Below are 22,285 nucleotides of genomic sequence, written 5' to 3' on the forward strand. Positions count from 1 at the left end.
TTAATATGACAGCGGAGGTTATGTATGGGTAAGAGAATATTTCTGTTTATATTAACGAACATTCTTGTTATCACTACGATTGGTATTGTACTGTCGGTTATTAGTGCAGCAACTGGTGTTGGTTCTTATATAGGAGCAGGCGGAAGACTTAATATCCTTTATCTTCTTGTATTCAGTGCAGTTGTTGGTTTTGTTGGCTCGTTTATGTCACTTGCAATGTCTCGTTGGATGGCAAAAATGATGATGGGTGTACGTGTGTTAAATCCAGAAAAGGATTCATTAACATATGATGAGCAGCAGCTTGTTGACCGCGTGCACAGACTTTCAAGAGCAGCAGGCCTTTCTAAAATGCCTGAGGTTGGTATTTATCAATCATCTGAAGTAAATGCATTTGCAACAGGTCCTTCTAAGAGAAGATCACTTGTTGCGGTATCAACTGGATTGCTTCATGAAATGGATGATGCAGCAGTTGAAGGTGTAATCGCCCACGAAGTCGCTCACGTTGCAAATGGTGACATGGTGACAATGACGCTGCTTCAAGGAATCGTCAACACGTTCGTTGTCTTCCTTTCAAGAATTGCGGCATGGATCGCAAGCCGTTTTGTTTCACGTGAAGAGCTTGTGCCGATTGTTCACTTTATCGCTGTGATTGTTTTTCAAATCATTTTCTCTGTCCTAGGAAGCCTTGTCGTGTTTGCATATTCTAGACACCGTGAATTCCATGCAGACCGCGGCGGAGCCGACCTTGCAGGTAAAGATAAAATGATTCATGCGCTTCGTTCACTTGAGGCGTACACGTCAAGAATCAAAGATGATGACCAAACAGCAGTCGCTACGCTAAAAATCAGCGGTAAACGAAAAGCTTCTCTTTTCTCAACACACCCTGATTTAAACGAAAGAATCAGAAGACTAGAAGCAAAATAAGAAGGACGAAAAGACATTCTTTTACAGGATGTCTTTTTCTTTTTGATGAAAAAGAAAATAAAGCATAAAATAGCTTTAAAATCATGTCTCTTTTCATTAAAATGATAAAGGTATTCGAAAAGATAGATAAAAGAAGGAATGACAATGAATCCTATAAAAAAGCTAATTGACCGGCTGTCAGCGTTTCAGTTGATTGCCCTTTATTATTTTCTTGCTGTAACCGTGTCGCTTATTCTTCTCAGCCTTCCAGTGGCTCATCAAGAGGGAGTCAAATGGACATTCATTGATGCTTTGTTTACAGCGGTGAGTGCTGTAAGTGTCACAGGACTGACTGTTGTCGACACCTCACAAACATTTAGTGTCACAGGGATGTGGATCCTTGCGTTTGTTTTGCAAATCGGAGGCATTGGCATTATGACGCTCGGTACCTTCGTATGGCTTGTCATGCGAAAAAGAATTGGAATTAAAGAAAGAAAACTTATCATGGCAGATCAAAACCAGAGCAATTTATCTGGAATTGTGAAACTAATGAAGCATGTCTTATATTTAATTTTACTGATTGAGTTTGTCGGCGGGCTCATTTTAAGCATGTATTTTCTCAAATATTATGATGTGCAAGGAGCTTTCTTACATGGCTTCTTCTCGAGTATTAGTGCGACAACCAATGGGGGCTTCGATATTACGGGGAGCTCTCTTATCCCTTACAAAGATGATTATTTCGTCCAGTTTATTACGATGCTGCTGATCATCTTTGGAGCGATTGGTTTTCCTGTGCTCGTGGAAGTGAAGGATTATTTGTTCAATCAGGACCGAAAGCACGCATCGTTCTCATTGTTTACAAAAATCACAACGCTCACGTTTGGCGGTCTTGTCGTTGTTGGAGCGATTGGAATCTATGCACTTGAAGCCGGGTTTAGCTTCGTAGGGAAAAGCTGGCACGAAATCTTGTTTTACTCTTTGTTTCAATCGACTGCAACAAGAAGCGGGGGGCTGACAACGTTAGATATTACGCAGCTGACCGAACCGACGCTTTTATTTTTATGTATGCTCATGTTTATCGGGGCTTCCCCAAGCTCTGTGGGGGGCGGAATTCGGACAACTACGTTTGCCCTTAATTTACTCGCATTGTTTCATTATGCTAGGGGAAATAAGTCCATCAAAATCTTCAAGAGGGAGCTTCATCAAGCGGATATTAATAAATCCCTTATGGTGACCATGATGGCCTTTATTTTGGTTTTTGGCGCTACGTTCCTGTTATCCTTAACAGAGCATAATACACTTCTTGAAAATTTATTTGAAGTTTGCTCTGCTTTCGGAACAACGGGACTGTCGCTTGGGATTACATCAGATCTCACTGTGTTTGGTAAATGTATCATCATGATTGTCATGTTTATTGGACGGATCGGTATTCCAAGCTTTTTATATTTAATCGGCCGAAGAGAAAGCGAAGCGAATTATCATTATCCGAAAGAGCGCGTCATCATTGGCTAAACAGCATTCAATTTGAATGCTGTTTTTTTATTTCCAATATCTAACTGGCTAAATCACATGGGATGTTCGCAATCTATAGGTAAGAGGTGAACGAGACGTGCTGGATGTGTTATGGAAAGCAATTGTCATGCTGCTAGTTGGTACCTTGCTGCTGAGAATAGCAGGGCCTAAATCCATTAGTCAATTAACTGTACAACAAACAGTGATTATGATTTCAATCGGATCGATTATTATCCAACCCTTTATTGAGCATAATTTACTTGAAACCATTTATGCAGCTACCATCTTTATTGTGGCACTTGTCATAATGGAAAAGCTGTCGATTCAATCTGATTTCTTTGAAAAATTGCTTTCAGGCAAATCGGTCGTGATTTTACAGGATGGCGAAATGCTTGATCATAAGCTGAAGAAAACAAGGCTCACAAGGGATCAATTTAAAATGCGTTTAAAGCAGCAAGGCATCACTGACATCAGTTGTCTCAAAAAAGCCACGCTAGAAGCCAATGGACAAATTGGCTATGAGTTAAAACCTGAGGAAAAGCCAGTGACGGTCAAGCAAATGAAGGAACTCCTTGACCAATTAAGAGAAGAACTAAACATGTCAAAAAAGGACTGAATTCAGATGAAAAGAAAAGCAGCGAAAAATGAAGCATTAACAAATAATATGACGCCGACAGAAAGCATGGCGCATGATCAAGGACAAACCCAATTTGACGAACAATCAAGAGATCGTCAGGCAAACCGAAATTCTCATAAAGGGAAACAAGGGGGGGCATCTCGTGACTAAGAAGCATGTGAAGAGCAAAGAGATGAAGGACCATAAAAAGCCAATGGACCCAGATATTTTAGAAGAGGAATTTGGCAGTGAGCTTGGAGATATCAACAGCAGCAAATGGATTGATACGTTGATGAAGCCAAAGAAAGATGTTGCATGTAAGCAGAATAAGAAATAGAAAAAACGATCCAATAAGGATCGTTTTCAGCATGTAGACAAACCCTCGCATTCTTTGTCAGTTCTGCGCTCCGGTGCTCACGAATGTCAAATTCGCTCCGCTCCGGTACTCGCCCTTCCTAGAATGCAAAGGTTTTCTATCACGCTGAGCTGAAAGGAAGACAAAGGGCTAAAATAAAGATTATTTTAGCCCTTTGTCAACAATCTGAAACGATCCAATAAGGATCGTTTTTTATTTGATATAACTCCCTTGCCTGCCGGTGATCGTTCGCATGAAGTTGTTCATTTTGAGTTCAATCACTGGCTGAGCAACGGTTTTGACAAAAGTGCTAGAAAGGGTAAAGGTTAACAGAATGGTCAGCAGCAATAAAATGAGTACACTTGCTGCATTTAGCGCCCAGTCATCAAACCAAGTGGTTCTTAGCAGCTTGATCACAAAGCCATGTAATAAATAAACATATAACGTTCTTGTTCCCCATTTTGTAAAGAAGAAACGGCGTGTTGGAACTAATGCAAAGAAGCTGAATGTAGCACCAAATGCAAGCAAATACCAAGCCATTCGTTTCATCGCCGCAATCATTCCTTCATCTCCTAGAGAAGCATACGACTTTGAGCCAAATAAGAAGGAATAATCAAATTCATAGAAGTAGCAAAACAGGAAGACAGCCATTAATACAAAAAGTGCTGCCAGTTTTCCTTTGCTTGTACGAATGAATTCAAAATGCTGCTTTTTTAAATAAAATCCAGCTAAAAACATAGGCAAAAAGACAAACGTACGTGATAAGCTGAGTGTATTGCTGATGCTGTCCACATAACCGACAAGTAATGCAATCGATAAACTGACGATCATCGCCCAGTGGAACGGTAGTTTTGAAAAAGGAATAAGCAGCAAATTCCAAAAGAATAAACTAATTAAAAACCATAAGGACCATTGCGGATCAATTGGATTTAAATTGGTTATGCTTTGATCCTGTAATAGGTAATAGTAAACCGAATAGATCACCTGAAAGATTAAATATGGGATGATCAGCTTAACGGCGACTTTTTTCATAAAGCCCGGTTTTCTAAACCCTTTTGCAAAAAAGCCAGAAACTAAAATAAAGGCGGGCATGTGAAAGGTATAGATAAACTTGTATAAATAGAGCATCCAGTCATTATCGTGAATGAATGATCGTAACAAATGACCAAAAACAACTAGAAAAATCAGAAGGAATTTTGCATTATCAAAATAACTATCTCGTGAAGATGCCATAACATCACCTTTCCTGCTCGATTTCAAACATAAATGTTCTAAGTGCACTGTTCCCTTATTTGCCCCATTCTAAAATACATTTTCGCTTAATTCGCTATTTGATGTGAAATTGTAGAACGGTTGTAAAAGAAGCGTAAGAAAAGTGAATTGTTGTACAATCCTGTCATCCAAATGAAATAAATGAGACAGTCTTCGTGTAAAAAGTTATCTTTTTTTATGAGTCGAATGAAGGAACAATGAAAATATTGTAGAAATATTGTAGAGGAATGAGGCTGGAAAAGGAGTGTAAGAGAATGACTGAAACGCTCGATGGCAATAGATTAACCCCTGCAGGAGATATCAGAAAATTAGAAAAAGAGAACGAATATTTGCGAACTGAGTTGATGCAGCAAAAAATGCTGTTAAATAAGACGCTAGATGCCATTTTTATATTTGATCAACACCTCAACATCATCCAAGCCAACGAAGCAACATGCAGGCTTGTACAGACACCGAAAGAAGACCTCCTCAATAAATCCGTTCTAGATTTCCTATACGGCATCCCGAAAGATAAAGTTGAATGCTCACTCGATCTATTTTTTCGAAAAGGTACGTTAAAAAGAGAAATCTCCATTCAGCTTGAAAGTGGTGAAACAAAATACATTGAATTTGTCGCAGAGCATGACACCATGAATCAGCAATATATAGTGGTCATGCGAGACATTTCTTCAAAGAAAATATTAGAACGAGAACGCTCCATGAATGAGCAGCTGTTCAAAGATTTGTTTGACCGGGCCATTGACGGGATGGTCATATTTGATCAGGATGGCTGCATGATTGATGCGAATCATTCTTTTTGTCAGAGCTTTGAGCTGCAAAAGACTGATTTAACCGATCGGTATTTGCATGAATTTGTTGAAGGAGATAATCTTCCAGCTTTGCAGCATCTTTTAACGTCACTTAAAGAAACAGGGAAAGCAAAAGGGGAGCTTCCTGTTACCCTTCAATCTGGCCAGCAAAAATTATTCGAACTCACCATTACATCAAATGTGATGAGTGGTTTTTATATGTCCATCATGCGGGATATTACAGAAAAAAGACTGATGGAAGAGAAACTGTTAAAAAGTGAAGAACGCTTTAGAGAAATTTTCGAAAATGCAATGGATGCCATCATCATATGGGCGGATGATGGAGAGATTGTGAGAGCCAATGAATCAGCCTGTCGAATTTTTGAATTACCGATGCACTCGCTGATTGGCAAAAAACTTACCGACTTTCTCGTCAAATCTGATAAGAGATATAGACCAACAAGAAGACGCTATATCCGCAATCATGAAATAAGGGAAGAGCTATTGTTCAAAATGGCAAATGGGCAGTATAAAGAGCTTGAGTTTACATCAAAACATGCGGTATTAGAAGGACAGCACCTAACCATTTTACGTAATGTAAGTGATCGAAAAAGAATGGAGCAGGAGCTACGCGAAAGTGAGCTCAAATTCCGTAAAGTATTTAATGGGTCAATGGACGGCATTGTTCTTTTTGATAATCAATACCGAATCATTGAAGTCAATCCATCTGCAAGCGAGCTGCTTCAATTGAAGGACGATCATTTAACAGAAATGAATCTTTTCCACATCCTTGCCCCTTATCAAATTGAAAATTTGGCTCAACCAGCCGAGGCGATGTCATTAGATGAAATGGACAATGAGGTTCCGTTTGTACTGAACCATCCAGATCAGCGTATACTGGAATTCTCTTTTAAACGTAACATTATCCATAATATGAATTTGGCCATCTTTAGAGATGTGACAGAGCGGAAGGAATTAGAAGAGCGGGTGAGAAAATCAGATACCCTTCATGTGGTCGGAGAGCTTGCTGCTGGAATTGCTCATGAGATTAGAAACCCGATGACAGCATTAAAAGGCTTCATTCAGCTATTAAAAGGAAATATTGAAGGGGAGTATTCGCTCTATTTTAATGTCATCACATCAGAGCTGAAAAGAATAGAATCCATCATCACTGAATTTTTGATTTTAGCGAAACCGCAAGCCATTGTATATGAAGAAAAAAATGTGGTGCAAATTGTGAAAGACACGATGGATCTTCTGCACGCACAGGCGAATCTTGGCAATGTTCAAATGCATCTCAATGTGCTGGACGAGATACCACTGATATATTGTGAACAAAACCAATTAAAGCAGGTCTTTATTAACATTTTAAAAAATGCAATTGAAGTCATGCCGCGCAAAGGAAATGTCTATGTGAGCATTCAGCGGAAGGGCGAGGAGCATATTGTCATTTCCTTGCGTGATGAAGGCTGCGGAATGGCGGAGGATAAGCTAAAGCGTCTAGGTGAGCCTTTTTATACAACGAAAGAAAGAGGAACTGGACTTGGTTTAATGGTTAGTTATAAAATTATTGAAGAGCATCAAGGAACCATTGAAGTAGAAAGTGAGGAAGGCGTAGGAACCGTCTTCCATCTCACGCTTCCACTAAGGCAGCAGAAACAAGAAGGAGAGCAGTAACGTGTATTATACCGTCTATCACGCACCCATCGGGGCATTATACATACTAGAAAAGGACGGTGCCATCATCGAGGTAATGTTTGATGATGAGCCGTTTTTAGCAAAAAAGCAGGCAATGAATCTAAACCAAGAAGATACGCCTGTCTTACAAGAAGCGAAAAAGCAGCTGGATGAATATTTCAAGGGAGAGCGTCAAGTATTCGATCTCCCGCTCAAGCAAACAGGTTCTCCGTTCCAAGAGCAGGTGTGGGGAGCATTGTCGGCCATTCCATATGGTGAATCAAAAAGCTATGCAGACATTGCAGAAGCGATTGGCAATCCCAAGGCTGTAAGAGCCATCGGACAAGCTAACAGACGAAATGCATTACCTATTTTTATTCCTTGTCACAGAGTGATTGGAAAAGACCGGTCTCTGACTGGCTATGCAGGATCGAAGACAGACATGAAAGCGGTCCTCCTTGAATTAGAAGGCATCCCATTTGTTCAAAAATAAATCGATTGACCTGTTCCGAATTTTTCCTAAGCGACATATCCTTTTATTAAGCTAAAAAAGTTGGTCGAGGGAAAAAGGAGGGCGCTGGCATGTTTTGGGGCAAAAAAGGTAAAATGTATGCCGTTACGTCACTATGTGTCAAAATGAACGTTTTGACGGAAGAACAGAAAGAAGAAATCTTAACAAAAACGAATCAAGAAACAAAAAAGCGCGGTGCTCTTAAATGACAAGAACACGGCGCTTTTTTGCGATCATTGGGAGATGCTTTCGGCGAAAAGAGCATCAATCTCTTCTGCATAGTTCGATGTGATAATTCCCTTTTCTGTAATGATGCCTGAAATGAGATGATGAGGAGTGACATCAAAGGCGGGATTGAATACTTGAACATCGGGCGGTGCAATGGGGACACCGTTTAATTCCTTTACTTCCAGCGGGTCGCGCTCTTCAATTGGGATATCTGACCCGTCATGGGTGGATACATCAAAAGTGGAAAGCGGTGCTGCTACAAAAAACGGAATGTGAAAATGCTTGGCTAGAACGGCAAGACCCAACGTTCCAATCTTATTCGCTGTATCTCCATTACGAGCGATACGGTCTGCTCCAACAATGACAGCAGAAATTTGCTTTTCTTTCATCGTATGGGCCGCCATGTTATCTGTAATGAGTGTCACATCCACGCCGCCTTGCATAAGCTCCCATGTTGTCAGACGAGCGCCTTGAAGAACAGGGCGTGTTTCACATGCATAAATGTGAAGGTCAAGATTTTTCTTTTTGGCTAAATAAAAGGGAGCAAGGGCTGTTCCGTACCGGCTCGTTGCGATGGAGCCTGCATTACAAATGGTCATGATACGGTCACCTGATTTAAAGAGCTGAAGTGCATTTTGACCGATTTGTCTGCATGTTTCTTCATCTTCTATTTGAATTTGAATGGCTTCATGGACAAGATCTGTTTTAGCTGCATTCACTGACGCTGCACGCTGAATGCGCTGCAGCAGCCGGTCTAAAGCCCAGGCAAGGTTCACAGCGGTTGGACGAGCACTGTTTAAATATTCTTTGATTCGAATCACTTCTTGTTTAAAAACATCGATTTCTTCTGTCTCAATGGCTTGCGCACTAAGCGCCAATCCAAATGCTGCTGTAATGCCAATCGCAGGTGCTCCGCGTACTTTTAATGTCACAATTGCATCATACACATCTTCTTTCGTATATAAATGCTCAAAGACGGTTTCGGTCGGTAATTTTTGCTGATTTAAAATGTTAATACGGTTTTCTTCCCATTCGACAGAACGGGGGACTTCAAATTCTTTTGACAAAACCCGTCACTCCTTTACAGATGGCTGGAATAATGCGACGAGGTCAGACGCTGTTTCCACTGCATGATATTGTTTGATAAATGTTTTTCCAAGTGTCAGTGCTGCTTTTTTCTGCTGAATCCGTCTAGTTGGTGATGGAATCGCATCAAGATCAGCGGCATGAGCAAGGCCAATTGTTCGGCGGACAAGCTCACAGCCGGCAAAGCCTGTCGCTTCTTTTAAAATCCGGTCAAACGTTGTTTCTAAAAAGCTGTCCGATACACTAAATGCTTCAATGCTGTCCTCTTTCCAAGCTTTTGTGAACACTTCTTTGAATGTTGCCCATACATTGACGACATGGTCAAAAAGGTGCTGCTGCTCGTGTTCATTCTCGCGAGATAAAGCATTCAGGAACAGATTGGCGATAAAGTGGCCGATATCGAATCCAAAGGGACCGTAAAACGCGAATTCTGGATCAATGATTTTCGTTTCAGTCTCATTTGCAAAAATACTGCCTGTATGAAGATCTCCATGAACCAATGTTTCAGCTGATGTCAGGAATATACGCTTCAATTCTGCTGCTTTGGCCTGCACTTCAAGATCTGCCCAAAGCGCTTCTGCTGATTCTCTTAATTCTTCTTCGAAGTCATTTGTTTCACTATCAAAGAAAGGGTCTGTGAAGACGAGTTTTTCTGTGATATCACACAGGTCAGGGTTCGTAAATTGCTTCACAAATTGTTTTTTGATTTTAGGATTTGTCGCAAAGTCAGATGTGTAAAAAAGTGTTTTTCCTAAAAATTCTCCAACATGATCAGATAAATGCGGATATTGTTTTCCGGCAATTAGCCCTTTTCTGACGATTTCTAAGTGTGAGAGATCCTCCATGGCTGTCACTGCAAGAGCTGTATCCGAGTAATAGACCGCTGGTACGAGATGCGGAGCATATTCTGACTGTTTGATCAGGGCAGCACTTTCAATTCTTGCCCGGTCTAATGTAAGAGGCCAGCTCTCACCAACCACCTTTGCATAAGGTAGCGCCTGCTTGATGATCAATCCTTTTTCTTGTTTGTGATCATAAATATGAAAGACGTAATTTAAATTCCCGTCGCCGATTTCAGTACAAGTCAAATGACTGCTTTCTTGGATTAAGCCAAGTCTAATTGCGAGTGCAACTGCCGAGCTTTCTGTTAGTTCTTCATATGATGCCGTAAGTGTAACCAATTGCTTCCCCTCCAAATCATATAAAAAAGCCTCTTTCTCCTGAGAGAAAGAGGCTTGATGGTGTGTATGCTCAAAGCCTCTCTTATCTCTCAGCACATACGTCTGATGGAATTAGCACCGTGCCCTATAAGACAATTGTCTTGGCGCGTTACTTGCTGCGCCCCACTTCACAGTGGTATTAACGGTCGGTTGCTGTTGGGGTCAAAAGGCCAAATCCCTCGCCCAACTCTCGATAAGAGAAATCAATATGTAATTGTTTCGTGTCTGTTTGCATTTCTTAATTCAAGATATTATCAGAGCTGCGCTTTACATGTCAATCTTTTTTCAAAATTGCTTTACAATTCATAAAACAATCCATTACAGTGATTGTATTGTCACGTAACTTGAATAGAAGGTGAAGAAATGGAATTCCAGCAATCAGATGTGTTGAAACAATTACCGAAACAATTTTTTGCGTCTCTTGTCCAAAAGGTGCAGAAAAAAGTGCAGGAAGGGGCAGATATCATTAATTTGGGGCAGGGAAATCCTGATCAGCCAACTCCTCCGCACATTGTAAAAGCCATGCAGGAAGCGGTAGCAAAACCTGAAAATCATCGATACTCCTCATTCCGTGGAACAGCGAAATTAAAAAAGGCCGCTGCCGCTTTTTATGAAAGAGAATATGGCGTTACGCTTGATCCAAAGACGGAAATTGCGATTTTATTTGGCGGGAAAGCAGGGCTTGTTGAACTGCCGCAATGCCTGCTGAATCCGGGTGATACGCTTTTAGTCCCTGACCCTGGTTATCCTGATTATTGGTCAGGTGCTGTACTTGCTGGAGCGCATATGGTGACCATGCCACTTCTTGAAAAAAATGATTTTTTACCTGACTACGATTTGCTGCCTGAGGATGATAAGAAAAAGGCAAAATTAATGTATTTAAATTACCCCAACAATCCGACGGGGGCTACGGCAAGCCGTTCATTTTTTCAAGAAACCGTTACATTTGCGAAAGATCACAACCTATGTGTTGTTCATGATTTTGCATATGGCGGCATTGGATTTGATGGGGAAAAGCCGATCAGCTTTCTGCAAGTAGATGGAGCGAAAGAGACGGGAATAGAAATTTACACATTGTCTAAAACGTACAATATGGCAGGGTGGAGAGTAGGATTTGCGGCAGGGAATCCGTCTGTTATTGAAGCGATTGAGCTTTATCAGGATCATTTGTTTGTGTCGTTGTTTAAAGCCACGCAGGATGCAGCAGCGGAAGCCCTATTAAGCGATCAAACGTGCGTACGGGTGCAAAATGACCGATATGAGAAAAGGCGGAATGTGTGGATAGCTGCCTGCAAAGAAATTGGCTGGGAAGTCAGTGCACCAAAGGGATCATTTTTTGCTTGGTTAAAGGTGCCAGAAGGATATTCATCTGAAGCCTTTTCTGATTTATTATTAGAAAAAGCGCATGTTGTTGTAGCGCCAGGTAATGGTTTTGGTGCTCACGGTGAAGGGTACGTGAGAGTAGGGCTTCTAACAAGCGAGGAGCGGTTACAAGAAGCTGCTCAGCGCATCGCTGCCTTGAAGCTGTTTGAAAAAAAGCCATTGACAACATAAAAAAATGGTGCGATAATTCAGGCAATATTTAAGAAAATTGAATATTCTTATCAAGAGTAGGCAGAGGGACTAGCCCAATGAAGCCCGGCAACCGACTTCCATGAAGCACGGTGCTAATTCTTGCAGCAAGCGCTGAGAGATAAGATTCGGATGAATGACACGAAACAACCTCTTTAAGGCGCTCAAGAAGCACTTGAAGAGGTTTTTTTATTGAACATATGCATGACGCAATCGAAAGGGGATTCCTAGTGAGTGAATTACTGGCAACATACGTATTAACACATCGAGAGGATGAACAAATAAATCGAAAAGCGGAGCAGATCGCGCTTGGTTTAACAGTTGGATCATGGACGGATTTGCCGCAGCTCAAAAAGGAGCAGCTTCAAAAGCATAAAGGCCGAGTTGAAAAAGTATTAGAAAAGGCTGCTCCAGTCGAAAATGGCCTTTATCAATCAGAGGTGACCATTGCTTATCCTGAGGCAAACTTTTCAGCAGATTTACCTGCTGTTTTCACGACGATTTTTGGAAAGCTTTCACTAGACGGAAAAGTGAAGCTAGTCGATATCCAATTTTCTGAAGAATTTAAAAAAAGCCTGCCAGGACCGGTATTTGGAATTGATGGCATACGAAATAAGGTAAATGTATTTGATCGTCCATTATTGATGAGTATTTTTAAAGGTGTTATCGGCCGTGATATGCAGGATTTAAAAGAGCAGCTCCGTTTACAGGCATTAGGCGGGGTTGACCTCATCAAAGACGATGAAATTTTATTTGAAAGTCCATTAGCTCCTTTTGAAGAGCGAATCAAAGAAGGAAAAGAGATTTTAAAAGAAACCTATGAAGAGACAGGACACCGCACGCTGTATGCTGTCAATTTAACGGGCAGAACCTTTGACCTGAGGGATCGAGCGAGAAAGGCCGCTGAACTTGGAGCAGATGCGCTCTTATTCAATGTCTTTGCTTACGGCCTTGATGTCATGCAAAGCTTAGCTGAGGATCCAGATATTCCACTGCCTATTATGGCGCATCCCGCAGTGAGCGGTGCATTGACATCCTCTCCTGAATATGGATTCTCGCATTCTCTTCTTTTAGGCAAATTAAATCGATATGCTGGCGCTGATTTGAGCCTCTTTCCCTCACCTTATGGGTCGGTTGCACTTCCGAAAAAGGATGCCCTTGGAATCTATGAAGCTTGCGTGAAAGAGGATACGGTTCAAAAAACATTCCCTGTCCCGTCAGCAGGCATTCACCCAGGAATGGTTCCAGTATTGATCAAAGATTTTGGAATTGATCATGTGATTAACGCAGGCGGAGGCATTCACGGACATCCGCGGGGAGCCATCGGCGGAGGGAAGGCATTTCGTTCGATCATTGATGCCGTGATACATGAAGAGTCTATCCAAGATAAGGCGGCTTCCTGCCAAGACTTAAAAGCGGCACTTGATCTTTGGGGAAGGGTAGCAGAATAATGAAAAAACCAATTGTGTGTTGTGATTTTGATGGAACAATTACAAAAAATGATAATATCATCCGCATCATGAAACAGTTTGCACCAAGTGAATGGACGAAGCTGAAGGATGGTGTCCTGTCAAAGGAAATTACCATTCAAGAAGGCGTCGGGCAGATGTTTCAATTACTGACAAGTGATCAAAAGGAAGCCATTCAATCATTTATTTTAGAGGATACAGAGATTCGTGAAGGATTTAAGCAATTTGTGGATGAGGTAAAAAAAGCGGACATTCCTTTCTATGTACTTAGTGGGGGGATGGACTTTTTTGTCTACCCCATCCTCGAAGGCATTGTCGATCGAGACGATATTTATTGCAATCATGCATCATTTGGGGAAGACCATATTCAGATTGAATGGCCGCATGCCTGCGATACGCAATGTCAAAATGGGTGCGGATGCTGTAAGCCCTCAATCATTCGAAACCTGACTCATGAGGATGATTTCATCATCATGATCGGAGATTCAGTGACTGATGTGGAGGCGGCGAAACATGCAGATCTTACGTTTGCGCGCGACTACTTGCTCAATGAATGTCAAGAGCTCGGGCTCGTACATAAGGAGTTTGACACATTTATTGATCTACACGCGCAATTTGTTCAAATAAAGGAAGTGAAGGAATGGCAGACGCAAAGAGCAAATGCTGGCAGGAGCTAGCAGACGTTAAACGTGAACTGGCCCAAAGAGACTGGTTTTTCGGAACAAGCGGTAATTTATCGATCAAGGTGTCGGATGATCCAATCACGTTTTTGGTGACGGCAAGCGGCAAAGATAAACGAAAAGAAACAAACGAAGATTTTGTGCTAGTAAACGCGGCAGGCCAGCCACATGATCCGAACGAGACGCTTAGACCATCAGCTGAAACACTGCTTCATACGTACGTGTATGAACGGACGAAAGCAGGCTGCTGCCTCCATGTCCACACCATTGATAATAATGTGATGTCAGAGCTGTATGGGGATAAGGGAGAGATTCGTTTTAAAGGCAACGAAATCATCAAAGCGCTTGGTTATTGGGAAGAGGATGCAGAAGTGTCGATTCCGATTATTGAAAATCCAGCTCATATTCCGCATCTTGCAGAGCAATTTGCAAAACATCTGACACTAGAGGCGTCATCTGGTGCTGTACTCATTCGCAATCATGGCATCACGGTCTGGGGAAAAACAGCCTTTGAAGCAAAACGAGTATTAGAAGCATATGAATTTTTATTTAGCTATCACTTAAAATTAGCGCTGTATCAACAGCAGCTGGTAAGATAAAAAGGAGGAAAAGCACATGGCGACGATTTTGATTCACAATGAAGAGAACACATTACTTGAGAACGAGCAAGAGGTTGCATCATATTTAGAAAACCAAGGGGTTATTTATGAGCATTGGGATATTGAAAAGCTGCCAAACCGTTTATCAGAAAAGTATGATTTAACCGATGAGGAAAAGGAAGAGATTTTGACTGTTTTCCAAAAGGAAATCCAAAGTATTTCTGAAAAAAGAGGGTACAAAGCGCAGGATGTGATTTCATTATCTGATGCCACGCCAAATCTTGATGAGCTGCTCCAAAACTTTAAACGTGAGCATCACCATACAGATGATGAAGTACGCTTTATTGTGAGCGGGCACGGAATCTTTGCTATTCAAGGCAAGGATGGCGTCTTTTTTGATGTGAGATTGAACCCAGGTGATTTAATTTCTGTTCCGCCAAACATCCGTCATTACTTTACACTTCAAGAGGATCGCAAAGTGGTCGCAGTTCGCATATTTGTCACAACTGAGGGCTGGGTGCCAATTTACGAGGAAGAAACGGTTTAATGATAGAGCTGATCATTCCGCATGAGGCGGAAGATCAGCTTTTTTTTAGGAAATTAGACATAAAATGTGAAAGAAAATAGTTGATTTTGATCTTCTGTATAGGATAAAATTCTGTTTAATCAATGTGACAGTCCTGTCCAAATTTGAAGTTTACCCCCAAATTTGATTGGGTAAAAGGTCTTTAGGCTGTAAAAAATTAAATAAAATAAGCATATTTAATTTAATTTACAAATAAAGTATAATTTTGGTGTCGGATCATTTTGAGCATAGACAGTCGAAATCATTGCGGGAGCTGAGATCATGAATATTTATGTAAGGAAAGAACAATTGCTGATGTCCATTGATGAGAAGAGAAAACAGATGGTAGAAGCTGCTCAAGTGGAAGGGTACACTGGTGAGATGACAATTAAATATAGTCAAGAACTGGACAACCTGATGAATGAGTATCAGCATCTTCTTTTTCATGAGAAACAATCTGCCCCCTCCTTTCATGATCTTGTGTCTCAAATGAGTCTTTTATCTGTGAACCGCCCCTCTTATTGACATGAAAAACCGGTCTTGCATAAGCAAAACCGGCTGACATCTTCAGCTATGCTGAGTGAGCAGAAGGAAGCATGATCATAACAGTCGTTCCTTTATTCACTTCGCTATGAATATCAATTGTTCCGCCATACATCGAAATGATTCGTTTACACACGACAAGTCCAAGACCCGTGCCTTTTTCCTTCGACGTAATAAAGGGGAGGAAGATGTGCTTTAACATCTCTTCTGGTATGCCTTCACCTGTATCAGCTACTTTAATGATGACATGTTCTTTTTCAGCTTCGATCACAATCTTCAAATGACCGCCGTTTGGCATTGCTTCTAAAGAGTTCTTTGCTACATTTAAAACCACTTGTTTAATATGATCCTTCGTGCAATACACGCCCACATCTTGAATCGTATTGATTTGCAAGTCCACTTCGACATTATAAAGGTTTGCCTCAGAGAAAACGATCGGCATGATCTCACTTACAATTTCTTTAACAGAGTTATTCTGCCATTTTTCTGCCGTTGGTTTTCCTAATACAAGAAATTCACTGACGATTTGGTTGATCCGTTTAATTTCTTCCTCGATGACAGAAAAATAGAGCTGATCTTCTTCTGAATGATACTTTTTTTGCAATAGCTGGATAAAGCCGCTAATCCCTGTTAATGGGTTACGAATTTCGTGTGCTGTACTTGCTGCGAGTGTTCCGATCAATTCAAGCTTTTGCGCTTCATTTTGATGACGCTCCTGCTGAGTTTGCCGCCTTAACACGATATATTGGACTAGTGTGAATAAAATATTTAATAAAATAAACGCACTGGATAAAGGGATGAGCATCACAGACAGCACTTCACTTGTTGAAGCACGCTGCGGAAAGACCTCCAGCTTCCAGCTGTTTTCATCTAAATATGTAGACACGGTGCTGTCGCCCTCAGGTACTGGCTGTGGACCGCTTGTAAACACGACATGTCCATTTTGATTCAGCATCTTAAAATGAAGATCAGGATTCAATACATTCATAATATTTCTTAAATAATCAATTTGAATGGCGGCAATCAGCACATTGGTGACCTCTTCATTTTCATCGAGAACAGGCACACAAATGGAGAGGATCCGCTGTTTTGTAATTCGGCTCACATAGTTGTCTGTGATCACGGTCTGCTTGGTCACTTGAATGCGTTTAAAGTAATCTCTGAATGATAGGTTGATTTTTTCCTTTAACGGGGTGGTGCTTGCTGTTACATTTCCTTTTTTGTCTAGGAGATACAGACCTGAAAAACGAGGTTCTTGTTTATAGATTTTCTCTAGGATGTTTTGTACTTTTTTCGTCTCAACCGGCTGGTCAAATCCCATGGCAAGGGAAGTTAATCTCGCTTCTGTTTCACTTATTAAATAATTCATTTGGTTTTTGTGAATATTTAACATAAGTGTAGCGGTTTGTTTGTTCTTTAAATCGATTTTTTCAGTTTCTTTTTCGTAGATAAAATAACTAATGATTAGGGTTGGAAGCATGACCAAAATAAGGTAAAGCCTGATCTTCTTCCAAAACCCTTTGAGTATACTCATCATTCATCGCTCCAACGTATTACCTAATAGACTTATTATAGCATTGAACCTATCTTTATTACGATGACTTGTGTGATTTTTAAAAAATTAGGTGATTCGTTCTGGTCTCATTTTCGTGCTAAAGATGGATCAAAATGTTGACATTTTACTTATTGTTTATTAATGTCACATTAGTGGGTTGCATTTCATAAAGGATGATAAAAAATGGAAAATCATAATGTTGAAAAATCATTGAAATTATTTATTGTATTATCACGTGCCTATCGCTCAATTAATCATCACATGAACAAACATATTGTGAAGCACGGGCTGAATCCAACTGAATTTGCTGTGCTAGAATTGCTGTATCATAAAGGTGATCAGCCGCTTCAGCAAATCGGTGATAAGATCTTACTTGCAAGCGGCAGCATCACGTATGTGGTCGATAAATTGGAGAAGAAAGAACTCCTCAGCCGGAAGGCTTGTGCAGAAGACCGCAGGGTGACATTTGCGCATATTACTAAGCAGGGACGAGCTTTGCTTGATGACATCTTCCCAGATCATGCGAAAGAAATTCATGAGATGATCAGTGTCCTGAGCGAAGAAGAGAAAGATGCCTGCATCGATATGCTCAAACATGTAGGGCTGCGTGCAAAGCATTTATATGATCATCAAGAATAAATAAAAAGGAAGCCGCTGGCTTCCTTTTCAGCGTGCAGGCAAACCCTCGCATTCGGTGTCAGTCCTGCGCTCCGGTGCTCACGAATGTCAAATTCGCTCCGCAAAGATAGCTGTCCTTCCTAGGGCTGCAAAGGTTTTCTATCACGCTGAAAAGAAGACAAAGGACTAAAATAAAGATCATTTTAGTCCTTTGTCAACAATCTGAAAGGAAGCCGCTGGCTTCCTTTTTTATTTCGCTTTTTTCTCAATCGGTAAAATGAGTACTTCTACACGCCGGTTTTTACTTCTGCCTTCTGCTGTATCGTTTGAGGCAATCGGTTTGAATTCGCCGTATCCTTTTGTACTAAAGTTCTCTTGGTTTAGATTGCTGTTTTCAAGAAGAATATTTAAAAAGTTCACAGCACGAATGGCGCTTAAATACCAGTTTGATTCAAATTCTGAATTTCTGATCGGTACATTATCTGTATGTCCGCTAATGACAATGTCACGAGCGGGATTAATAACGAGCAGCTTTGAGATTTCTTTTGCTAACGGGACATCCTGAGAGCGAATAACTGCCCGCCCGGAATCAAAGAAGATACTGTCCTCAATCGTAATGAGAAGTCCTTCATCCGTAAGCTTTGTTTCGAGCTTGGAACCAAGTTTTTTATTTGCAATGAATGAATCGACCTGCTGTTTGACCTTTGTGAGAACCGCTTGGTCTCGAGCCTTTGCTTTGGCTTCTTCATCTTTCTCTTCCTCGGCTGCTTTCTTGACTTGGTTGCTGTGTTCAGTTTCTTCCGTGCTTTGCATGCTGGATTGATCCATAACACCAGTACCGCCAGTAAAAACTACATTAAATGACTTAGCCATCTGTTCATATTTCGCCGCATCAATCGAACTAGATGCAAAAAGCACAATGAAGAGGGCGAGAAGGAGCGTCAGAAGATCGGCATAAGGGATAAGCCAAGATTCATCTACATGGTCTTCATGATCATGGTTTTTACGTTTCCTAGCCATTTTGATTTTCTCCTTCTTCAATGACAAGATTTGCACGTTCTTTTGCTGGTAAGTACATAAGAAGTTTTTGTTCAATGACTTTTGGAGATTGACCTTCAAGAACAGAAAGAATGCCTTCGATCATAATCAGACGAAGCTTTACTTCTTCCTTTGATTTACGCTTCAATTTGTTGGCAAATGGGTGCCATAATACATACCCGGTAAAAATCCCAAGCAGTGTGGCGACGAAGGCAGCACTGATTGCATGTCCAAGTGCTTCAATATCTCCCATGTTGGCAAGTGCGGCAATAAGTCCGACAACGGCGCCAAGTACCCCTAGCGTCGGAGCGTATGTACCAGCTTGTGTAAAGATTAATGCGCCTGACTGATGTCGTTCAGACATGGCGTCAACTTCTTCTGTTAAGACGTCTCGAATAAATTCAGCACTTTGGCCGTCAACTGCCATGCTTAACCCGTTCTTTAGAAAATCATCATCGACTTCCTCAAGACTTGCTTCTAATGCCAAAAGACCTTCACGACGCGCAATTTGTGCCCAGTTTGAAAATAGAGGGATCATTTCTTGAATCGTTGGAAGCTGGCTGTCTTTGAAAATTTTGCCGAACAATTTTGGTGTTTTCTTAATTTCACTAGAAGGGAATGCGATGACAACAGCTGCAACCGTCCCAACAATGATGATTAATATAGCCGCCGGGTTGAGAAGAGCAGTTAGACTCACACCTTTCAAAACCATACCGACACCTAGTGCTATAAATGCTAAAATAATACCAATTAACGATGTTTTGTCCATTATCTCACCAAATCCTTTAACTATCTTTTTCTATAGTTAATATCGGTGTGTTCTAGAAGGGTTTTAGTCAGAATATAAAATTAAGACAGTTTCTGTGAAGAATTTTTGACGAAAGCGCTTTCTATATATGTAAAAAGAAGAAACTCCCTCTCATATAAAGGGAGTCTCCATTTAATCGTTTTGTGCTGGTTCATCTAAATGAAGCAGCTCTTTTAATTTTTCTTCATACATAATTTTGACAAGATCGTAGCTCCAATTCATCATGTGATCCACCTCTTTTTCTTTTATCGTATAGGAAAAGAGGCGGGGGAGCGTCAGCGTTCAGATGGAACTTAGCCGCCGCAACATGATGGAGGTACATATCATCCTGAAGATGTAGTTATCCTTTTTTTACGACGATTTCGTCATGTTCAACATCCACAGTAAATCCAGAAAGCTGCTCCTCTTCAAGCAGGATCTCTGTCATTTGATCTTCAACGTGCTCTTGGATGGTTCTTCGAAGTGGACGAGCACCAAATGCAGGGTGATATCCAAGCTCTGCGATTTTTTCTTTCGCTTCATTTGTGACATGGACTGTTAAATTCTGTTCTTTTAATTGCTCTGACAGCTCATTGAGCAGAAGATCAACAATCTTCACTAAGTCCTCTCTGTCTAGTGAATCAAATTGAATAATGCTGTCAAAGCGGTTCAAAAATTCTGGTTTGAAGTAGCTGCTGAGTGAATCAATGAGTGATTGTTCCTCAATTGCTTCTTCCTGATCAGACTGGAAGCCGACCTTGACCGTTTTATCTGCGCTGCCTGCGTTACTTGTCATGATGATGACTGTATCTTTAAAGCTGACCGTTCTGCCTTGACTGTCTGTTAAGCGGCCATCTTCCATGATTTGAAGGAACATGTGCTGTACATCTGGGTGTGCTTTTTCGATTTCATCCAGCAAAATGATGCTGTAAGGTTTTCTGCGCACTTTTTCAGTCAGCTGGCCAGCTTCATCATGTCCAACATAACCAGGAGGAGAACCGATGAGTTTGGACACAGAGTGTTTTTCCATGTACTCACTCATATCTAAACGAATGATCGCATCTCTGGAACCGAATAATTCTTCAGCCAGCGTTTTAGACAATTCGGTTTTCCCGACACCTGTTGGTCCAACGAAAAGGAAGGAGCCTGTCGGTCTATGTTTCGATTTTAATCCAGCTCTGCTTCTTTTCACGGCTTTCGCCACTTTATCAACCGCATGCTCCTGTCCAATTACTCGTGCTTTTAGACGGACATCAATTTCTTTCATTTTGGTTTGTTCGTCTGCTTGCAGTTTGCCGACAGGTATGCCTGTTTTTTGTTCCACAATGGCCTGAATGTCCTCTGCTGTGACGATATGCTCTTTGTCAGTTGTTTTGTTTTGAAGTCTTGCTTCAATGGCTTCTTCTTCATCGCGAAGCTTCGCTGCTTTTTCATATTGTTCTTCTTTTAGCGCAGCCTGTTTTTCTGCGGCAATTTGCGCAAGTCGGTTTGTCAGTTCATCTTCACTTGCTGCATCAATGGAGAGGTTCGCTTTTGAACCAGCTTCATCCATTAGATCAATGGCTTTATCCGGCAAATGTCGGTCTTGAATATACCGGGAAGATAATTGAACGCACGCTTTGATGGCTTCATCTGAATAGGTGACACCATGATAGGCCTCGTACTTCTCTTGAATACCTTTTAAGATGTCGATCGCTTCATCTGGTGTTGGCTCATCCACGATAACGGGCTGGAAGCGTCGTTCGAGTGCAGCATCTTTTTCAATTTGGCGATATTCTTTTAATGTCGTCGCACCTACTAGCTGCAGTTCGCCTCTTGCAAGGGCTGGTTTTAAAATGTTTCCAGCATCCATTGATCCTTCTGCAGATCCTGCGCCCACAAGAAGATGGATTTCATCTACAAATAAGATGATATTTTTACGGCTCTGCAGTTCTTTAATTAACTGCTTCATTCTTTCCTCAAATTGACCGCGTACACCTGTGTTTGCGACAAGTGAAGAAACATCTAATAAATAGATTTGTTTGTTCTTTAATTTACTTGGCACATCACCGCTCGCAATTTTCAGTGCGAGTCCTTCTGCGATCGCTGTTTTTCCAACACCTGGTTCACCAATAAGAACAGGGTTATTTTTATTTCTTCTATTTAAAATCTCAATGACTCTTGCGACTTCTTCATCACGGCCAATGACTGGATCAATTAAGCCAGCATTTGCTCCATCTGTTAAGTTACGGCCAAGCTCATCGAGTAAGCCTTTTTGTTTTGGCTGCTCCATGTTTGGGGCATGACCTGCCTGCTGAGAGAAGAATGAACTTCCTCCAAAAAGCTGAGGTCCCATTTTCATTTTTGACTGCTCCATCAAAGAGGTATAGCAGTCTTCACATAAAACCATTTGGCTCCGGGACGAATTTACTTGCATATTCAGGCGAATAGTTGCTTCATTTACTTGACAATGTTGACAACGCATTTGCCATGACCTCCTTAAAATAAAGTTTGACTTTATTTGACCAATGAATGTTAAAGAAAATGGTCTGTTGTTTGACCATCTTTGACTATAGTATACTCTGACCTATTTTGACTTTCAACTGTTTTGCTCAAAGACGGATAAAAATCCTTTTTTGCATTTAATCATGGTTTGTCCTTCTTTTCAAGGAACTTGTCTCATAGGATAAAAAAGAGACAATCGAAAGTGAT

At 41.0% G+C, this 22,285-nt stretch carries 22 protein-coding genes and 2 riboswitches; of the genes, 15 read left to right on the forward strand and 7 right to left on the reverse strand.

The genetic code is table 11. The features are described 5' to 3' along the window. Nucleotides 1-24: 24 nt before the first annotated feature. The 5 genes from htpX (at nucleotide 25) to C9414_RS20200 (ending at nucleotide 3,368) form a co-directional block, all read left to right on the forward strand. On the forward strand, nucleotides 25-924 hold the full coding sequence (htpX, locus tag C9414_RS09970; RefSeq protein WP_107163558.1) for a protease HtpX: 900 nt from the start codon (nucleotides 25-27) through the stop codon (nucleotides 922-924). Between the two features lie 144 nt (nucleotides 925-1,068). Then, nucleotides 1,069-2,415 carry a TrkH family potassium uptake protein gene (locus C9414_RS09975; RefSeq protein ID WP_080967163.1) on the forward strand — a complete coding sequence of 449 codons (1,347 nt, stop codon included), beginning with the start codon at nucleotides 1,069-1,071 and terminating at the stop codon, nucleotides 2,413-2,415. Between the two features lie 97 nt (nucleotides 2,416-2,512). Next, a complete protein-coding gene (locus tag C9414_RS09980) occupies nucleotides 2,513-3,031 on the forward strand; it encodes a DUF421 domain-containing protein (RefSeq protein ID WP_047202745.1) in 519 nt (172 codons plus the stop codon). Nucleotides 3,032-3,037: 6 nt separating this feature from the next. Next, a complete protein-coding gene (locus tag C9414_RS20195; RefSeq protein WP_087975542.1) occupies nucleotides 3,038-3,202 on the forward strand; it encodes a hypothetical protein in 165 nt (54 codons plus the stop codon). Further along, the gene (locus C9414_RS20200) at nucleotides 3,195-3,368 is read left to right on the forward strand and encodes a hypothetical protein (RefSeq protein WP_181286131.1); all 174 of its coding nucleotides are present in this window, start codon (nucleotides 3,195-3,197) and stop codon (nucleotides 3,366-3,368) included. Before C9414_RS20195 ends, C9414_RS20200 begins: the two co-directional genes overlap by 8 nt. A 231-nt stretch (nucleotides 3,369-3,599) precedes the next feature. Here the strand turns inward: C9414_RS20200 and C9414_RS09985 are convergent, their stop codons facing one another. Next, entirely contained in the window at nucleotides 3,600-4,619 is a 1,020-nt protein-coding gene (locus C9414_RS09985; protein WP_039178056.1) for an acyltransferase family protein, read from the reverse strand. Nucleotides 4,620-4,912: 293 nt separating this feature from the next. Here C9414_RS09985 and C9414_RS09990 point away from each other — a divergent pair, with 293 nt between their 5' ends. From C9414_RS09990 to C9414_RS20205, 3 genes are all read left to right on the forward strand, one after another. Continuing rightward, nucleotides 4,913-7,123 carry a PAS domain-containing sensor histidine kinase gene (locus C9414_RS09990; protein ID WP_039178058.1) on the forward strand — a complete coding sequence of 737 codons (2,211 nt, stop codon included), beginning with the start codon at nucleotides 4,913-4,915 and terminating at the stop codon, nucleotides 7,121-7,123. Between the two features lies 1 nt (nucleotide 7,124). Next, nucleotides 7,125-7,616, forward strand: a complete 492-nt coding sequence (locus C9414_RS09995) for a methylated-DNA--[protein]-cysteine S-methyltransferase (protein ID WP_107163559.1) — start codon at nucleotides 7,125-7,127, stop codon at nucleotides 7,614-7,616. 89 nt (nucleotides 7,617-7,705) lie between these two features. Beyond that, nucleotides 7,706-7,843, forward strand: a complete 138-nt coding sequence (locus C9414_RS20205; protein WP_181286132.1) for a hypothetical protein — start codon at nucleotides 7,706-7,708, stop codon at nucleotides 7,841-7,843. Nucleotides 7,844-7,867: 24 nt separating this feature from the next. On the opposite strand, the gene mtnA is transcribed toward C9414_RS20205, so the two are convergent. Together mtnA and mtnK are read right to left on the reverse strand one after the other, a co-directional pair. Then, a complete protein-coding gene (gene mtnA / locus C9414_RS10000; protein WP_047202782.1) occupies nucleotides 7,868-8,929 on the reverse strand; it encodes an S-methyl-5-thioribose-1-phosphate isomerase in 1,062 nt (353 codons plus the stop codon). 6 nt (nucleotides 8,930-8,935) lie between these two features. Next, on the reverse strand, nucleotides 8,936-10,129 hold the full coding sequence (gene mtnK / locus C9414_RS10005; RefSeq protein ID WP_039178063.1) for an S-methyl-5-thioribose kinase: 1,194 nt from the start codon (nucleotides 10,127-10,129) through the stop codon (nucleotides 8,936-8,938). An 80-nt stretch (nucleotides 10,130-10,209) separates the two neighbouring features. Then, nucleotides 10,210-10,367: riboswitch (SAM riboswitch) on the reverse strand. A 164-nt stretch (nucleotides 10,368-10,531) separates the two neighbouring features. Here mtnK and C9414_RS10010 point away from each other — a divergent pair. From C9414_RS10010 to C9414_RS10035, 6 genes are all read left to right on the forward strand, one after another. Continuing rightward, nucleotides 10,532-11,722 carry a pyridoxal phosphate-dependent aminotransferase gene (locus C9414_RS10010; protein ID WP_107163560.1) on the forward strand — a complete coding sequence of 397 codons (1,191 nt, stop codon included), beginning with the start codon at nucleotides 10,532-10,534 and terminating at the stop codon, nucleotides 11,720-11,722. 44 nt (nucleotides 11,723-11,766) lie between these two features. Next, a riboswitch (SAM riboswitch) is annotated at nucleotides 11,767-11,868 on the forward strand. A 102-nt stretch (nucleotides 11,869-11,970) separates the two neighbouring features. After that, nucleotides 11,971-13,191, forward strand: a complete 1,221-nt coding sequence (mtnW, locus tag C9414_RS10015; RefSeq protein WP_107163561.1) for a 2,3-diketo-5-methylthiopentyl-1-phosphate enolase — start codon at nucleotides 11,971-11,973, stop codon at nucleotides 13,189-13,191. Further along, a complete protein-coding gene (locus C9414_RS20510) occupies nucleotides 13,191-13,886 on the forward strand; it encodes a 2-hydroxy-3-keto-5-methylthiopentenyl-1-phosphate phosphatase (protein ID WP_047202785.1) in 696 nt (231 codons plus the stop codon). The genes mtnW and C9414_RS20510 overlap by 1 nt, the downstream gene beginning before the upstream one ends. Beyond that, nucleotides 13,850-14,488 carry a methylthioribulose 1-phosphate dehydratase gene (locus tag C9414_RS20515; RefSeq protein ID WP_047202786.1) on the forward strand — a complete coding sequence of 213 codons (639 nt, stop codon included), beginning with the start codon at nucleotides 13,850-13,852 and terminating at the stop codon, nucleotides 14,486-14,488. The genes C9414_RS20510 and C9414_RS20515 overlap by 37 nt, the downstream gene beginning before the upstream one ends. 16 nt (nucleotides 14,489-14,504) lie before the next feature. After that, nucleotides 14,505-15,035, forward strand: coding sequence for a 1,2-dihydroxy-3-keto-5-methylthiopentene dioxygenase (locus C9414_RS10030; protein WP_024426834.1), 531 nt, complete (start codon nucleotides 14,505-14,507; stop codon nucleotides 15,033-15,035). A gap of 300 nt (nucleotides 15,036-15,335) precedes the next feature. Next, nucleotides 15,336-15,578 (forward strand): aspartyl-phosphate phosphatase Spo0E family protein, encoded by a 243-nt coding sequence (locus C9414_RS10035; protein WP_039178071.1) that lies wholly within the window; start codon nucleotides 15,336-15,338, stop codon nucleotides 15,576-15,578. Nucleotides 15,579-15,624: 46 nt separating this feature from the next. Here C9414_RS10035 and C9414_RS10040 read toward each other — a convergent pair whose 3' ends face one another. Further along, nucleotides 15,625-17,130 (reverse strand): sporulation kinase KinD, encoded by a 1,506-nt coding sequence (locus tag C9414_RS10040; RefSeq protein ID WP_047202787.1) that lies wholly within the window; start codon nucleotides 17,128-17,130, stop codon nucleotides 15,625-15,627. Nucleotides 17,131-17,334: 204 nt separating this feature from the next. Between C9414_RS10040 and mhqR the strand changes: the two genes are divergently transcribed. Beyond that, nucleotides 17,335-17,790 (forward strand): MarR family transcriptional regulator MhqR, encoded by a 456-nt coding sequence (mhqR, locus tag C9414_RS10045; protein ID WP_034281539.1) that lies wholly within the window; start codon nucleotides 17,335-17,337, stop codon nucleotides 17,788-17,790. A 228-nt stretch (nucleotides 17,791-18,018) separates the two neighbouring features. On the opposite strand, the gene motB is transcribed toward mhqR, so the two are convergent. The 3 genes from motB to C9414_RS10065 form a co-directional block, all read right to left on the reverse strand. Beyond that, nucleotides 18,019-18,789, reverse strand: a complete 771-nt coding sequence (gene motB / locus C9414_RS10055; RefSeq protein WP_047202219.1) for a flagellar motor protein MotB — start codon at nucleotides 18,787-18,789, stop codon at nucleotides 18,019-18,021. After that, nucleotides 18,782-19,576 (reverse strand): flagellar motor stator protein MotA, encoded by a 795-nt coding sequence (motA, locus tag C9414_RS10060; RefSeq protein ID WP_024424680.1) that lies wholly within the window; start codon nucleotides 19,574-19,576, stop codon nucleotides 18,782-18,784. The genes motB and motA overlap by 8 nt, the downstream gene beginning before the upstream one ends. A 379-nt stretch (nucleotides 19,577-19,955) precedes the next feature. Continuing rightward, the gene (locus C9414_RS10065) at nucleotides 19,956-22,058 is read right to left on the reverse strand and encodes an ATP-dependent Clp protease ATP-binding subunit (RefSeq protein WP_107163562.1); all 2,103 of its coding nucleotides are present in this window, start codon (nucleotides 22,056-22,058) and stop codon (nucleotides 19,956-19,958) included. Nucleotides 22,059-22,285 lie beyond the last annotated feature (227 nt).

This window comes from Bacillus sp. Nf3 (genome assembly GCF_003028545.1).
In the GTDB taxonomy this organism is placed as follows: Bacteria; Bacillota; Bacilli; order Bacillales; family Bacillaceae; genus Bacillus; species Bacillus safensis.